The following is a 14,388-nucleotide window of genomic DNA, read 5'->3' on the forward strand; positions in this document are numbered from 1 at the left end:
GCTCAGAGGCGCCACAGGACCTGGATGCCCCAGCCAGCGCAGGCCACCAGCCAGACGATGGTGAACACATTCAGCACGAGTTTGAGGGACGCCGCCTTGAGGTAGTCCATCCCGATCTCGCGCATGCCGACCCACACGTGGTAGAGCAGGGCGATGATGACCGTGAAGGTCAGCACTTTCATCCACTGCGCCGAGAAAATGCCGGCCCATTTGTCGTAGCCGATAGGGCCCTTGCTGAAGATGACCTGGGCCAGCAGCAGCACGGTGAAGAGGGCCATCAGGACGGCCGTGACGCGTTGCGCGAGCCAGTCGCGCAAGCCGTAGTGGGCACCGACAACGATGCGCTTGGAGCCGTAGTTAACTGCCATTTTTTGTGCTCCTTGTGATCAGTAAAGGCCGAACAGCTTGGCGCCGAGGACCAGCGTCAGGGCGATGCTCACGACCAGCGTGAAGATGGCGGACGACTTGCCGAACTCCTTGCTGACGGCGGCGTGGCTGACGTCCATCCAGAGATGGCGCAGGCCGGCGATGAAGTGGTGCAGGTAGGCCCAGATCAGGGCCAGCGCCACGAGCTTCCAGATGATGCCGGGCAGGCCCAGCATGCCGATGTTGAACGCCGCCTTGAATTTCTCGAACGAGATCTCGGAAGAAATCGAGGTGTCGAACATCCAGATGATGAAGGGCAGCAACAGGAACATGATGCCCCCGCTGATGCGATGCAGGATGGAGATGATGCTTGCGACGGGGAAGCGGTAGGTGGGGAGGTCGGTGAGCGCGTTGATGTTGCGGAATTCGGGCCGCTTGGGACGCTGTTTGGAGGCCAGCTCTGTCATTTTTAGGCTTTCGTGGGTGTAACTGGGTGGTAACCGGGTCTGCAATTACAGCTAAACAGCCGAATTCTATTGCAACGCAACAATCAGCTTACAAACGTTTGCAGCTTCCTGAGGGTTCCCGTCAACTAAGGTCGTTTTTGTAGTGATGGGTGTCGGTGCGGTACAAGCCCCGGCGCAATTCCATGGGCAGGTCGTTGTAGGTATAGGCGGTGCGTTCCACGCTGAGCAGCGGCGCGCCCACCGGCACGCTGAGCAGCGCGGCGGAGGCCTCATCGGCCGCGACGGCGCGGATTTTTTCCTCGGCGCGCACCATGCGCACGCCGAACTCGGTTTCAAACAGCGCGTACATGGGGCCGCGGTGCGTGGCCAGTCGCTCGGCGGTCAGGCCTTTGAACGGGCCGCCCGGCAGCCAGACGTCTTCGAGAATGGTCGGCGTGCCCTGGAAGGCCAGCACGCGGCGCAGCTGCAGCACGGCGTCGCCGGTGCGCAGCGAGAGCGGGCGCGCGATGTCGGCCGGCGCGCGCAGGCGCTTGCAATCGATGATCTGCCGCTCGGCCGGGCCTTCGCTGGTGGTGTCGCCGCTGTCGGGCATGAGTCGCAGGAAGCGGTACTGCACATGCTGCTCGGCATGCGTGGCCACAAAGGTGCCCTTGCCCTGGCGGCGCACCACGAGGTTCTCGGCCGCCAGTTCGTCGATCGCCTTGCGCACCGTGCCCTGGCTCACGCGAAAACGCGCGGCGAGGTCCATCTCGCTGGGAATGGCCTCACCGGGTTTCCATTCACCGGCCTGCAGGCTTTGCAGGATCAGCACCTTGATCTGCTGGTAGAGCGGGCTGAAGGCCGGTGCCACGCCGGTAACCGCGCCGGCATCGCCGGAAAGCGTGGCGGAATCGGTCAATGAGGACGGGTTGATGGCCATGGGAGCAGCAGGTTAGCAGCAGTAAGTGGCGTTTGGCGGCGGGTTAAAGCGGGTTGCAGGGGGTGCCGCAACAGGCACGCGGCAATCCCGGAAATAAAGTCCGAATCAAGCCTGAATCATATCTTATATAAGACATAAGACAAATTGACGCCCGTCACTTTTCGAGCGTAAAATCTTGGGCTGAGCCAGTGCATGGCCTGCCATTTTGCGGTGATTTTGAGGGGCTAAAACCCTGAACAAGCATCCCCGAATATCCCAGGCTCGCGCCAGACATCTCACATCACACCCTCATTCAACCGATTCTTAACTTTCCTGGAGCCCTCGATCATGAGCAAAAAACCCGTCCGTGTTGCAGTCACCGGTGCAGCTGGCCAAATCGGTTACGCATTGCTGTTTCGCATTGCCTCCGGCGAGATGCTCGGCAAGGACCAGCCCGTCATCCTGCAATTGCTCGAAGTGCCTGTTGAGGGCCCGCAGAAGGCGCTCAAGGGCGTGATGATGGAACTCGACGACTGCGCCTTCCCGTTGCTGGTCGGTATGCAAGCGTATGACGACCCAATGAAAGCCTTCAAGGACGCTGACTACGCGCTGCTGGTCGGTTCGCGCCCACGCGGCCCCGGCATGGAACGCGCCGAACTGCTGGCCGTCAACGGCGCCATCTTCACGGCGCAGGGCAAGGCGCTCAACGCCGTCGCCAGCCGCAACGTCAAGGTGCTGGTGGTCGGCAACCCCGCCAACACCAACGCCTACATCGCCATGAAGAGCGCACCCGACCTGCCGCGCAAGAACTTCACCGCCATGCTGCGCCTGGACCACAACCGTGCCGCCAGCCAGATCGCCGCCAAGACCGGCAAAGCCGTGGCCGACATCGAAAAACTCACCGTCTGGGGCAACCACTCGCCCACGATGTACGCCGACTACCGCTTCGCCACCATCAAGGGCGAAAGCGTCGCCAAGATGATCAACGACCAGGAATGGAACGCCAATGTGTTCCTGCCCACCGTCGGCAAGCGCGGCGCCGCCATCATTGAAGCGCGCGGCTTGTCCTCGGCAGCTTCCGCCGCTAACGCCGCGATCGACCACATGCGCGACTGGGCGCTGGGCACCAACGGCAAGTGGGTCACCATGGGCATTCCGTCGGACGGCCAGTACGGCATCCCTAAGGATGTCATGTTCGGTTTCCCCGTGACCTGCGAAAACGGCGAGTACAAACTCGTCGAAGGCCTGGAAATCGACGCCTTCAGCCAGGAACGCATCAACAAGACGCTGGACGAGCTCAAGGGTGAGCAGGACGGCGTCAAGCACCTCCTGTAAACGGTACGCAGTACGAGGCCGCCCAGCACCTTGCCCGCACACCGCTGTCCTCGTCCATGAGCGACTGGAATCCCGCACTCTACAGCCGCTATGAGGACGAGCGCACGCGCCCGGCCCAGGAACTGCTGGCGCGGGTGCCGCTGGGGCAGGCGGCCCGGGTGTTCGACCTGGGCTGCGGGCCGGGCAACTCCACCGAGTTGCTGGTCCGCCGTTTTCCGGGCGCCGTGGTCACGGGGACCGACAATTCCGAAGCCATGCTGGCCAGCGCGCGCAAGCGCTTGCCGGCCGCGCATTTCGAGTTGAGCGATATCGCCGATTGGCAAGCCGCATCCGGCGATGCCGCACCCCAGCTCATCTACGCGAATGCGGCCCTGCAATGGGTGCCCGACCACGCCAGGCTGGTCCCGCGGCTGTTCGCCGCCTTGGCGCCCGGCGGCGTGCTGGCCATTCAGATGCCCGACAACCGCGACGAGCCTACACATCGCCTGATGCGCGAGCTGGCTTCCGAGGCGCCGTGGACCGAAGCGATCGGCGACTATTCGAAGCTGCGCACCGAGCTGTTTTCCATAGACCGCTATTACGACCTGCTGGCCGCCGAGGCCGCGCACGTCGATGTCTGGCGCACGGCCTACCAGCACCCCATGGCTTCGGCCGCCGCGATTGTCGAATGGGTGCGCGCGACGGGCCTCAAGCCCTTCGTGGATCGCCTCCCTCCGGAATTACAAGCGAGTTACCTCGCCGAATACGAACGCCGTGTTGCCCAGGCTTACCCGCCACGAAGCGACGGCAAGCTGTTGCTGGCTTTCCCGCGCATGTTCATCGTCGCCCAACGCAAGCCATGAGCGCCACCGCCCTTCATCCCGCGCAAGTGCTGCTCGGCGCCCAGGCCGGCGCCATGACGCTGCCGGTCTGCGACCACTACAGCGGCGTCGAAGCGCGCATGCGCAAAAGTCTGCAGCTGCAGGCCGAGATGATCGAGGAGTTCGGCGCCTGCGTGTTTGACGTGACCCTGGACTGCGAAGACGGCGCGCCCGTGGGCGGCGAGGCCGAGCACGCGGCCATGGTGGTGGCGTTGGCGGCACTGGCCGGCGACAAGGCCCGCGTCGCCGTGCGCGTGCACGCGGTGGACCATCCGGCCTTTGAGTCCGACATGGCCGTGATCGCCGGCAAGCTGGCGCGTCACCTTTCGCACATCATGGTTCCCAAGGTCGAATCGCTGGCCGACGTGCTGCGCGCCGAGCAGGCGCTGCTGGCCGCTTGCGCCGGGGATTTGCCACTGCACGTGCTGATCGAATCGCCGCTGGCGGTGCGCAATGCCTTTGAGATCGCGGCGCACCCGCGCGTGCAGTCGCTGAGCTTCGGGCTCATGGATTTTGTGTCGGCGCATGCGGGCGCGATTCCCGCCGACGGCATGAGCAGCCGGGGCCAGTTCACGCACCCGCTGGTGCTGCGCGCCAAGCTCGAAATCGCCTCGGCCTGCCACGCCCACGGCAAGGTGCCCTCACATTGTGTTGTCACGGAATTCAGCGACATTGAGGTCATGACCGCCGCCGCACGCCATGCCGCCCGCGAACTGGGCTACACCCGGATGTGGAGCATCCACCCGAACCAGATCCGCCCCATCCTGGAGGCCTTCGCACCCGGCGAAGGCGAGATTGAGGACGCTACCAAAATAATTACCGCCGCCGCCCTTGCCGACTGGGCGCCTATCAACTTTGAAGGAAAGCTGCACGACCGCGCGAGCTACCGTTACTTCTGGCAGGTCCTGGAGCGCGCGCACCAGACCGGCCGTGTCTTACCGCACGAGGCGCAGGCGTATTTTTCTGTCCCGCTTCACTGATTTTCCCGATTGACTGTTGACCGTTCCAAAGGACCCTCATGAAACATTTCGCTCTCTCTGCCTTGATGCTGGCCGCCCCGGCCCTGTTGCTGGCCCAGACGGCGGCCCCTAAAGCCGCCGCACCCAAGGCTGCGGCCGCAGCTGACCAGCCTGTCCAGGCCGCCAAGCGCGCACCGATCAGGCGCTCTGCCGCCAAGGTGGTGGAAGAAAGGACGCCCATTGACGATGACCTGTCGGTCACCTTGACCGCTGAAGACCTGGAGCTCGCCAAGCGGGTTTACATCGGCACGATTCCCTGCGAACTGGGCGCCTCCGTCACCATCACGCCGAACGAAAAACGCCCGGGCTTCTTCCTGGTGCAGACGGGCAAGATGCGTTTTCGCATGCACCCGGTCGGAAGCCGCACCGGCGCCATCCGCCTGGAAGACGGCCGTGCAGGCGCCATGTGGCTCCAGTTGGGCAACAAGTCGATGCTGATGAGCCAGAAATTGGGCCAGCGCCTGGCTGACGAGTGCATGAGCCCGGCGCAGGTGACTTTTGCCGACGACATGAAGAAGAACCCCCCGACCAGCATTCTGGAGGCCTTGCCTGCCGCCAAAGCTGCGCCAGCTCAGGCTGGCACGGGTTCTGCTCAGCCAGAAACTGCCCCGGCCAAAACCCAATAACAGACACAGACCACGACCGCACGCGCATCGACCGTGCAAATTTTTGAGTACAGGAGAAAAAAACCATGATGTCCGACTTCTTGCAAACCTACCGCGCCCACGTCGCCGAGCGCGCCGTCACCGGCATCCCGCCGCTGCCGCTGTCCGCCAAGCAGACCGGCGAAGTCATCGAGCTGCTGAAGAATCCGCCCAAGGGCGAGGAAGCCTTCCTGGTCGAACTCATCACCCACCGCGTTCCGGCCGGCGTTGACGACGCCGCCAAGGTCAAGGCCAGCTATCTGGCGGCCGTGGCCCATGGTACGGAAAAATGCACGCTGATCTCGCGTGAAAAAGCCACGCAGCTGCTGGGCACCATGCTGGGCGGCTACAACATCAGCCCCATGGTCGCGCTGCTCGACGACGCTGAAGACAGCGTCGCCACGCAAGCCGCCAGCGGCCTGAAAAACACCCTGCTGATGTTCGACCAGTTCCACGACGTCCAGGAAAAGGCCGAGAAGGGCAACAAGTACGCCAAGGCCGTGCTGCAAAGCTGGGCCGATGCCGAATGGTTCACCAGCCGCCCCGAAGTCCCCGAGTCCATCAAGCTGACGGTCTTCAAGGTGGCCGGTGAAATCAACACCGACGACCTTTCCCCCGCGCCCGACGCCTGGAGCCGCCCCGACATCCCGCTGCATGCCATCGCCATGCACAAGAACGCGCGCCCCGGCGTCACGCCCGAGGAAGACGGCAAGCGCGGCCCGGTCAAGTTCATTGAAGAACTCAAGGCCAAGGGCAACCTCGTGGCCTATGTGGGCGACGTGGTCGGCACCGGTTCTTCGCGCAAGTCGGCCACCAACTCGGTGCTGTGGTGGACGGGCCAGGACATTCCTTTTGTGCCCAACAAGCGCTTCGGCGGTGTCTGTCTGGGCGGCAAGATCGCCCCGATTTTCTACAACACCATGGAAGACTCCGGCGCGCTGCCGATCGAACTCGACGTGAGCCAGATGGCCATGGGCGACGTGATCGAACTGCGTCCCTACGACGGCAAGGCGCTCAAGGACGGCAAGGTGATCGCCGAGTTCAAGCTCAAGAGCGACGTGCTGTTCGACGAAGTGCGCGCCGGCGGCCGCATTCCGCTGATCGTCGGCCGCGGCCTGACCGCCAAGGCGCGCTTCGCGCTGGGCCTGCCCCTGTCCACCCAGTTCCGTCTGCCGCAGAACCCGGCCGACAACGGCCGCGGCTTCACGCTGGCGCAAAAAATGGTCGGCCGCGCGGTCGGCCTGCCGGAAGGCCAGGGCGTGCGCCCCGGCACCTATTGCGAACCGAAGATGACCTCGGTTGGTTCGCAGGACACCACCGGCCCGATGACGCGCGACGAACTGAAAGATCTGGCCTGCCTGGGCTTCAGCTCCGACCTGGTCATGCAGTCCTTCTGCCACACGGCGGCTTATCCCAAGCCCGTCGACGTGAAGATGCACCACGAGCTGCCTGATTTCATCAGCACGCGCGGCGGCATTTCGCTGCGTCCCGGCGATGGCATCATCCACAGCTGGCTCAACCGCATGCTGCTGCCCGACACCGTGGGCACCGGCGGCGACAGCCACACGCGTTTCCCCATCGGCATCAGCTTCCCCGCGGGCTCCGGCCTGGTGGCCTTCGGCGCCGCCACCGGCGTCATGCCGCTGGACATGCCCGAATCGGTGCTGGTGCGCTTCAAGGGTGAAATGCAGCCCGGCATCACGCTGCGTGACCTGGTCAACGCGATCCCGCTGTACGCCATCAAGGCCGGCCTGCTGACGGTTGCCAAGCAGGGCAAGAAGAACATCTTCTCGGGCCGCATCCTGGAAATCGAAGGCCTGCCAGACCTCAAGGTGGAACAGGCGTTCGAGCTCTCCGATGCCTCCGCCGAGCGTTCCGCCGGCGGCTGCACGGTGCACCTGAACAAGGAACCCATCATCGAGTACATCAACAGCAACATTACGATGCTGAAGTGGATGATCGCGACGGGTTACTCGGACGTGCGCACCATCAAGCGCCGCATCGCCGCCATGGAAGCCTGGCTGGCCGACCCGCAGCTGCTCAAGGGCGATGCCGACGCCGAATACGCCGCCGTCATCGAAATCGACCTGGCCGACATCCACGAGCCCATCGTGGCCTGCCCGAACGACCCTGACGACGTGAAGACGCTCAGCGAAGTGGCCGGCAGCAAGATTGACGAAGTCTTCATCGGCAGCTGCATGACCAACATCGGCCACTTCCGCGCGGCCTCCAAGCTGCTCGAGAACAAGCGCGACATCCCCGTCAAGCTGTGGATGGCGCCGCCGACCAAGATGGACGCCAAACAGCTCACGGAAGAGGGCCACTACGGCGTGCTCGGTTCCGCCGGCGCGCGCATGGAAATGCCCGGCTGCAGCCTGTGCATGGGCAACCAGGCGCAGGTGAAAGAGGGCGCGACGGTGTTCTCCACCTCCACCCGTAATTTCCCGAACCGCCTGGGCAAGAACTCCAACGTCTACCTCGGCTCCGCCGAGCTGGCCGCGATCTGCTCCAAGCTGGGCCGCATCCCCACCAAGGCCGAATACATGGCCGACATGGGCGTGCTGACGGCTGCCAGCGCGCAGATTTACCAGTACCTCAATTTCGACCAGGTCAAGGATTACACCGACATGGCCGATACGGTGAAGGACGGCGTGCCGGCCTAAGTGGACACCCTGCCTGCGGCTTGACAGCCGTAAGGTGAAATGGAAGGATGAAGTGATGATGAAACCGTCACTTCTCTCCTTCCTTTTTTTTGTTCTTTTTTCGGCAACCACTACCAGTGCCGGCGCCCAGGAGCTGCGCACCAACGCCTTCAATGACCCCTTCCTCCAGGTCACCTCGGCCATCGCCCAGTGCCCTGTTCCCGAGGGGCCGCTTTACACCGAGCAGGAAGTGCGTGACGTGGCCCATGTCCGGGCGCAGCACGGCGGCAGCTGCTACCGCGTGGGGCGCTGCCGGCTGGCCAACTCCTATTGGTACGACCAGGAGATCATTCCGCGTGTCTCGCAGTACATCAAGCTGGACGGCCGCTTCGACGACACCAGCGTCTGGGTGCAAGGCGAGCGCCGGCTGGTTTTTTTGAAAGGCTGCGTCAAGACACGCGAGCAGTCGGAGGCGCTCGAAAAAGCCGTCTGGCTGGTCGACGACGTGATGGGGGTGGTGAACTACCTGCGCGTGGGCGATGAGCCCGTGCGTTATGTGCCCGCACAGAAATAAGGGCGTGGCACGGCGCCAGTCCGAAGCGCCCTGGGGTGTCTAGGGCAGAGGCTCGACCACCCGCAATTCCGAACCGTCGACAAAGGTCAAGTACCAGAACTCCGGCGACAGCGGCAGGTTGGGGCGCATATAACTCACGTTGGACGCCTGCACATAGACCGTGCTCGCGCCGGTGTCGGGCGGCGGCGCCAGGTAGTGGCGCCTGAGGCCCACCAGATTGCCTATGCTGGTGACCACGGTGCCTACCGATTCGGTGACGGCATTGACGGTCGTCCCCTGGCCCAGCATGTGGATGGTGGTCTGGCCGACCAGGTCGGGAGGCGAGGCCTCCACGTACAGCACCGCGGTGGTGTTGATGCGCAGGTCGTCCGGTGCGGCCGGTTCGGTGGATTTGTTGAATGAGATGAAGGGCATGGGACCTCGCGCCGGTTCAGGACAAGTGCAGTTCTTTGTGTTCGCCCAACCTGGGCGGCGTGTCTCCGGTGAGCGCGGCCTTCGCCATCTTGGCCAGCTGCACCATCTTGCTTTCCTTCACGTCCCAGTATTCCGCGTGGTGGATATGCACTTCCAGCAAGGCCAGGTCCGGGTCGTTCACGCCGGCCGGAAACCAGGCCCGTGCCGCCGGCGACCAGAGTTCTTCCTTTTTGGCTTGGTCTTCGGCAACCAGAGCCTGGCCTGACAGCGACACATAGCTGTCGTCACCCGGGTCCGCATACGACACATTGACATTGCCGTCCTGCTGCAGGCGCTGGGCCAGCTCGCTTTTGCGCGAGATGAAAAAGTACAGCCGCGCGCCTTCGTCGATGGCGCGGTTCTGCGTGGTCAGCGGATGGGCGTGCAGCATGCCGTTGGCGTGGCGGTGCGTGAGCATGCCGTACTTGATGTCCTTGATCAGGGCCCAGAGGGTGTCGTGGTCTGATTTGGCTGTGCTCATGAAAGCTCCCTGAATGGATGTGTATCGATGTGCATGGGTGGATGCTTCAAGGCTAGGCATCAGGCTGCATGCCGCTCATCGGCCAGCGGCCCGGACAGCTGTCAGCTAGTGCCGACAGCTCCGGCTTGCTCACGCCGCTTATGTAAACCATTGCCCTACCGCGGAACCAAATGGCGGAGCGGTTACCATATAGATGAGAGTAATTCGCATTTGCATGACTGGTTCCTTACAGGCGCGGCGCAAGACATGACTGTTTTTCCGCCTTTTCGTCTTTTCGCCTGCCGACCCGGTCCCCTGCGTGCCCGCTTCTTTTGTAAAGGTGTTCCATGAAATTGTTGTCCTTCTCCCTTGCCGGCGCCGCGCTGGCCGCCGGCCTCCTGGCCGCTCCGCTGGTTGCCACAGCGCAAGCCGTCAAACCGACCCCCGAGGGCATCGTGGTCTACAACGCCCAGCACGCCAGCCTGACCAAGGCCTGGGCCGATGCCTTCAGCAAGGAAACCGGCATCAAGGTCACCTTGCGCAACGGCAGCGATACCGAGCTGGGCAACCAGATCGTGCAGGAAGGCAAAGCCTCGCCCGCCGACGTGTTCCTGACCGAAAACTCTCCCGCCATGGCGCTGGTCGATATGGCAGGGCTGTTTGCCCCGCTGGATGCGGCCACCTTGTCTGAAGTGCCTGCCAACTTCCGTCCCGAGCATGGCCGCTGGACCGGCATCGCCGCGCGCAGCACGGTATTTGTCTACAACAAGGCCAAGCTCACACCAGCGCAACTGCCCAAGTCCATGCTGGACCTGGCCACGCCCGCCTGGAAGGGCCGCTGGGCCGCGTCGCCTTCCGGCGCCGACTTCCAGGCCATCGTGAGCGCGCTGCTTGAACTCAAGGGCGAGGCCGCCACCGCCGCCTGGCTCAAGGCCATGAAGGAAAACGCCACACCTTACAAGGGCAACGGCACGGTGCTCAAGGCCGTCAACGCCGGCCAGATCGAGGGCGGGGTTATCTACCACTATTACTACTACGGCGACCAGGCCAAGACCGGCGAGAACAGCAGCAATACCCAGCTGCATTACTTCCGCAACCAGGATGCTGGCGCTTTCGTCAGCATTTCCGGCGGCGGCGTGCTGGCCTCGAGCAAGCACCAGCCCGAAGCCCAGGCTTTCGTGAAGTGGATCGCCGGCAAGGGCGGCCAGGAAATTTTGAAGACCGGCGACGCCTATGAATACGCCGTCGGTACCGGCGCGCAATCCAACCCCAAGCTGGTGCCGTTGGCCGAACTGCAGGCGCCCAAGGTCGAGCCGTCCAAACTCAACAGCAAAAAGGTCACCGACCTGATGACCCAGGCCGGCCTGCTGTAAACCGCTTTCAAGCCCGCGGATCGGATACCTTCCCTTGAGTGCCTTGCCCCTTGATGCCGGCGCCGACGCCGTGCTGCGGCCTTTCCCGGCTGCTGCGGCGGCAGGGCATAGCGGCTGGCGCCTGTCCTGGGTGGGTGGCGCGGCCCTCGTGGTTTCGCTGCTGGCTTTGCTGCCGCTGGGCTTTGTGCTCTGGGTCGGCGTCCAGACCGGCTGGGATACCGCCTCGGCCCTGATCTTCCGGCCGCGCGTCGGCGAACTGCTGGTCAACACCGCGCTGCTGGTGGCGCTCACCGTGCCGCTGTGCATCGTGGTGTCCGTGGCCCTGGCCTGGCTCACCGAGCGCAGCGACCTGCCCGGCGCGCGCACCTGGGCCTGGCTGGCGGTCGCGCCGCTGGCGGTGCCGGCTTTTGTGCACAGCTATGCGTGGATGACGGTGGCGCCCGGGCTGCACGGCCTGGCGGCCGGCGTGATGGTCTCGGTGATCGCCTATTTCCCTTTCCTGTATTTGCCGGTGGCCGCGGCCCTGCGGCGCCTCGACCCGGGCATGGAAGACAGCGCCGCCTCGCTGGGCCTGAGCCCCTGGGCGGTGTTTTTCCGTGTGGTGCTGCCGCAACTGCGGCTGGCGGTGTGCGGTGGCTCGCTGCTGGTGGGGCTGCACCTGCTGGCCGAATACGGCCTCTACGTGATGATCCGCTTCGACACCTTCACCACGGCCATCGTCGACCAGTTCCAGTCCACCTACAACGGCCCCGCCGCCAACATGCTGTCGGGCGTGCTGGTGGTCTGCTGCTTCGCGCTGCTGGGGCTGGAATCGGCCGCGCGCGGCAAGGAGCGTTATGCGCGCGTAGGCGCCGGCGCGGCGCGCATGCCTTTGAAGCGCAGCCTGGGCCGCTTCACCGCGCTCGGCCTGTTCCTGCCCGCGCTGCTCAGCGTGCTGGCACTGGGCGTGCCGCTGGCCACGCTGGGACGCTGGCTGGTGGCGGGCGGTGCGGCTGTGTGGCGCTTTGATGAACTCGGCCCGTCGCTTTTCCAGACCCTGGCGCTCGCGCTGGCCGGTGCGCTGCTGACCACGCTGGCCGCCGTGCCCATGGCCTGGCTGTCGATACGCTCGCCGGGCCGGCTGCAGCGTGTGCTCGAGGCCTGCAACTACATGGTCGGCTCGCTGCCCGGCGTGGTGGTGGCGCTGGCGCTTGTTACGGTGACCGTGCGCCTGCCGATTTACCAGACCGCGCTCACGGTGCTGCTGGCCTATCTGCTGATGTTTTTGCCGCGCGCGCTCATCAGCCTGCGCGCCGGCATCGCGCAGGCGCCGGTTGAACTGGAGCAGGCCGCGCGCAGCCTGGGCCGCACGCCCGCGCAGGCGCTGTGGGCCATCACGATGCGGCTGGCCGCGCCCAGCGCGGCGGCCGGCGCGGCGCTGGTCGGCCTGGGCATCACCAACGAACTCACCGCCACGCTGATGCTCGCGCCCAACGGCACGCGCACCCTGGCGACTTCCTTCTGGGCCTACAGCAGCGAGATCGACTACGCCGCTGCCGCGCCCTATGCGCTCATCATGGTGCTGCTCTCGCTGCCCATGACCTGGCTGCTCTACCACCAATCCAAACGCACGGCGGGACGATGACGCGATGACGACCTCTCTGGAACTGCAAGCCATCCGCAAACACTACGGCGCCGTTCAGGCCCTGGGCGGCGTGGACCTGAGCGTCGCGCCCGGCAGCCGCACCGCCATCGTCGGCCCTTCCGGCTCGGGCAAGACCACGCTGCTGCGCATCATCGCCGGCTTTGAAGCGCCGGACGCGGGCCGCGTTACCCTGGGGGGGCGCCAACTCGCCGACGGGCCCGATGCCGTGCCAGCGCACGAACGCGGCATAGGCTATGTGCCGCAAGACGGTGCGCTGTTTCCGCACCTCACGATTGAAGGCAACGTCGGCTTCGGCCTGCCGCGCAACACGCCCCAGCGCGCAGAACGCATCGCCGAGCTGATGGACATGGTCGCGCTGGACACGGCCATGCTGGCGCGCCGCCCGCACGAGCTTTCGGGCGGCCAGCAGCAGCGTGTGGCGCTGGCGCGGGCTCTGGCGCAACGACCGAAGCTGATGCTGCTGGACGAACCTTTCTCGGCACTCGACACCGGCCTGCGCGCCAGCACCCGCAAGGCCGTGGCGCAATTGCTGGGCGCGGCGGGCATCACCACCATCCTCGTCACGCACGACCAGGCCGAGGCCTTGTCGTTCGCCGACCAGGTGGCCGTGATGCGCGGCGGGCTGCTGGTGCAGGCCGGCCGCCCGCTGGACCTGTATTTGCGGCCGCGCGATGCGGCTGTGGCCGGCTTCCTGGGCGACAGCATCGTGCTGCCCGCGCAACTGGCCGACGGCTGGGCCGACTGCGCACTGGGACGCATCGCCGTCAACGACAGCGGGCGCCAAGGCGCGGCGCAGATCATGCTGCGGCCCGAGCAGCTGCAGGTGGCGGAGGTGCCGGCCGAAGCGGCGGCGCAGGGCTCGCAAGGCGAGGCCTGCTACGGCGCGGTCACCGACACCGATTTCGGCGGCTCGGTCTGTGTGTTGTCGGTGCGCCTGGTGCGCGGCACCGGTGCGGCCATGACCGCGCCGTCAACTGGCTGGGATGAGCCTTTGCTGGTGCACAGCGCGGGCATGCATGCGCCGGCGCTGGGAGCCATGGTGCGCATCACGGTGGCCGGCCAGGCGCACGTCTTCAGCGCCTGAGCCCGGTCGCTGGTGGCGCTTCGCGGGCGGCGCCGTCTCGCCCGGAAGGCAGCAAGTTTTGTTACTTTTTCCAGAGAGAGATTTGCTGTTTTTCGGTATATTGTGTACGGTGTACACAAGATGTGGTGAATCCTCGGCTTCTGCTGCTTTGCTGTGTTGCATCCGCTTTTCACCGACCCCTCAAACAAGGAGATTTCTTTATGGCCCGCTACGTAGATGGATTCATCGTCGCCGTTCCCACCAAGAAAGTGGAGGCCTACCGCAAGCTGTCCCGCAAGGCTGGCAAGATCTGGAAAGAGTACGGCGCGATCGAATACACCGAATGCATCGCCGACGATGTGAAACCCGGCAAGCTCACCTCCTTTCCGCAAAGCGTCAAGCTCAAGAAGGATGAAGTGGTGGTGTTCTCATGGATCACCTACAGATCGCGCAAGCAGCGCGACAGCGTCAACAAAAAGGTCATGTCCGACCCCCGCCTCGAAGCCATGATGGACCCGAAGAACCTTCCCTTTGACGGGAAGCGGATGATTTTTGGCGGCTTCAAGACAATCGTCGAGTTGTGAAGGCT

At 64.6% G+C, this 14,388-nt stretch carries 15 protein-coding genes; 10 read left to right on the forward strand and 5 right to left on the reverse strand.

Going from position 1 to position 14,388, the window contains the following annotated elements; all coding sequences use genetic code 11:
* Positions 1–2: 2 nt before the first annotated feature.
* From sdhD to AC1D0O_RS19525, 3 genes are all read right to left on the reverse strand, one after another.
* Positions 3–368, reverse strand: coding sequence for a succinate dehydrogenase, hydrophobic membrane anchor protein (gene sdhD, locus AC1D0O_RS19515; RefSeq protein ID WP_436153630.1), 366 nt, complete (start codon positions 366–368; stop codon positions 3–5).
* An 18-nt stretch (positions 369–386) separates the two neighbouring features.
* On the reverse strand, positions 387–833 hold the full coding sequence (sdhC, locus tag AC1D0O_RS19520) for a succinate dehydrogenase, cytochrome b556 subunit (RefSeq protein WP_477655143.1): 447 nt from the start codon (positions 831–833) through the stop codon (positions 387–389).
* A 121-nt stretch (positions 834–954) separates the two neighbouring features.
* Positions 955–1,752, reverse strand: a complete 798-nt coding sequence (locus tag AC1D0O_RS19525) for a GntR family transcriptional regulator (protein WP_477655144.1) — start codon at positions 1,750–1,752, stop codon at positions 955–957.
* 327 nt (positions 1,753–2,079) lie between these two features.
* Between AC1D0O_RS19525 and AC1D0O_RS19530 the strand changes: the two genes are divergently transcribed.
* The 6 genes from AC1D0O_RS19530 (at position 2,080) to AC1D0O_RS19555 (ending at position 8,805) form a co-directional block, all read left to right on the forward strand.
* Entirely contained in the window at positions 2,080–3,066 is a 987-nt protein-coding gene (locus tag AC1D0O_RS19530; protein ID WP_477655145.1) for a malate dehydrogenase, read from the forward strand.
* 56 nt (positions 3,067–3,122) lie between these two features.
* Positions 3,123–3,908, forward strand: coding sequence for a trans-aconitate 2-methyltransferase (tam, locus tag AC1D0O_RS19535; RefSeq protein WP_477655146.1), 786 nt, complete (start codon positions 3,123–3,125; stop codon positions 3,906–3,908).
* Positions 3,905–4,906, forward strand: coding sequence for an HpcH/HpaI aldolase/citrate lyase family protein (locus AC1D0O_RS19540; protein WP_477655147.1), 1,002 nt, complete (start codon positions 3,905–3,907; stop codon positions 4,904–4,906). Before tam ends, AC1D0O_RS19540 begins: the two co-directional genes overlap by 4 nt.
* Before the next feature lie 38 nt (positions 4,907–4,944).
* Positions 4,945–5,571: a hypothetical protein gene (locus AC1D0O_RS19545; RefSeq protein WP_477655148.1), complete on the forward strand. Its 627-nt coding sequence runs from the start codon at positions 4,945–4,947 to the stop codon at positions 5,569–5,571.
* A gap of 65 nt (positions 5,572–5,636) precedes the next feature.
* Complete coding sequence (locus AC1D0O_RS19550) at positions 5,637–8,252, forward strand: bifunctional aconitate hydratase 2/2-methylisocitrate dehydratase (protein ID WP_477655149.1); 2,616 nt, start codon at positions 5,637–5,639, stop codon at positions 8,250–8,252.
* A gap of 55 nt (positions 8,253–8,307) precedes the next feature.
* Entirely contained in the window at positions 8,308–8,805 is a 498-nt protein-coding gene (locus AC1D0O_RS19555) for a BON domain-containing protein (protein ID WP_477655150.1), read from the forward strand.
* A 39-nt stretch (positions 8,806–8,844) separates the two neighbouring features.
* Here AC1D0O_RS19555 and AC1D0O_RS19560 read toward each other — a convergent pair whose 3' ends face one another.
* The gene (locus AC1D0O_RS19560) at positions 8,845–9,219 is read right to left on the reverse strand and encodes a hypothetical protein (RefSeq protein WP_477655151.1); all 375 of its coding nucleotides are present in this window, start codon (positions 9,217–9,219) and stop codon (positions 8,845–8,847) included.
* A 16-nt stretch (positions 9,220–9,235) separates the two neighbouring features.
* Complete coding sequence (locus tag AC1D0O_RS19565; protein ID WP_477655152.1) at positions 9,236–9,739, reverse strand: pyridoxamine 5'-phosphate oxidase family protein; 504 nt, start codon at positions 9,737–9,739, stop codon at positions 9,236–9,238.
* 326 nt (positions 9,740–10,065) lie between these two features.
* On the opposite strand from AC1D0O_RS19565, the gene AC1D0O_RS19570 reads away from it, so the two are divergent.
* From AC1D0O_RS19570 to AC1D0O_RS19585, 4 genes are all read left to right on the forward strand, one after another.
* A complete protein-coding gene (locus AC1D0O_RS19570) occupies positions 10,066–11,091 on the forward strand; it encodes an iron ABC transporter substrate-binding protein (RefSeq protein WP_477655153.1) in 1,026 nt (341 codons plus the stop codon).
* Positions 11,092–11,125: 34 nt separating this feature from the next.
* Positions 11,126–12,715 carry an ABC transporter permease gene (locus AC1D0O_RS19575; protein WP_477655154.1) on the forward strand — a complete coding sequence of 530 codons (1,590 nt, stop codon included), beginning with the start codon at positions 11,126–11,128 and terminating at the stop codon, positions 12,713–12,715.
* 4 nt (positions 12,716–12,719) lie between these two features.
* A complete protein-coding gene (locus AC1D0O_RS19580) occupies positions 12,720–13,820 on the forward strand; it encodes an ABC transporter ATP-binding protein (RefSeq protein ID WP_477655155.1) in 1,101 nt (366 codons plus the stop codon).
* Between the two features lie 200 nt (positions 13,821–14,020).
* The gene (locus AC1D0O_RS19585) at positions 14,021–14,383 is read left to right on the forward strand and encodes a DUF1428 domain-containing protein (RefSeq protein WP_477655156.1); all 363 of its coding nucleotides are present in this window, start codon (positions 14,021–14,023) and stop codon (positions 14,381–14,383) included.
* Positions 14,384–14,388 lie beyond the last annotated feature (5 nt).

Source organism: Polaromonas sp. P1_F2 (genome assembly GCF_056405735.1).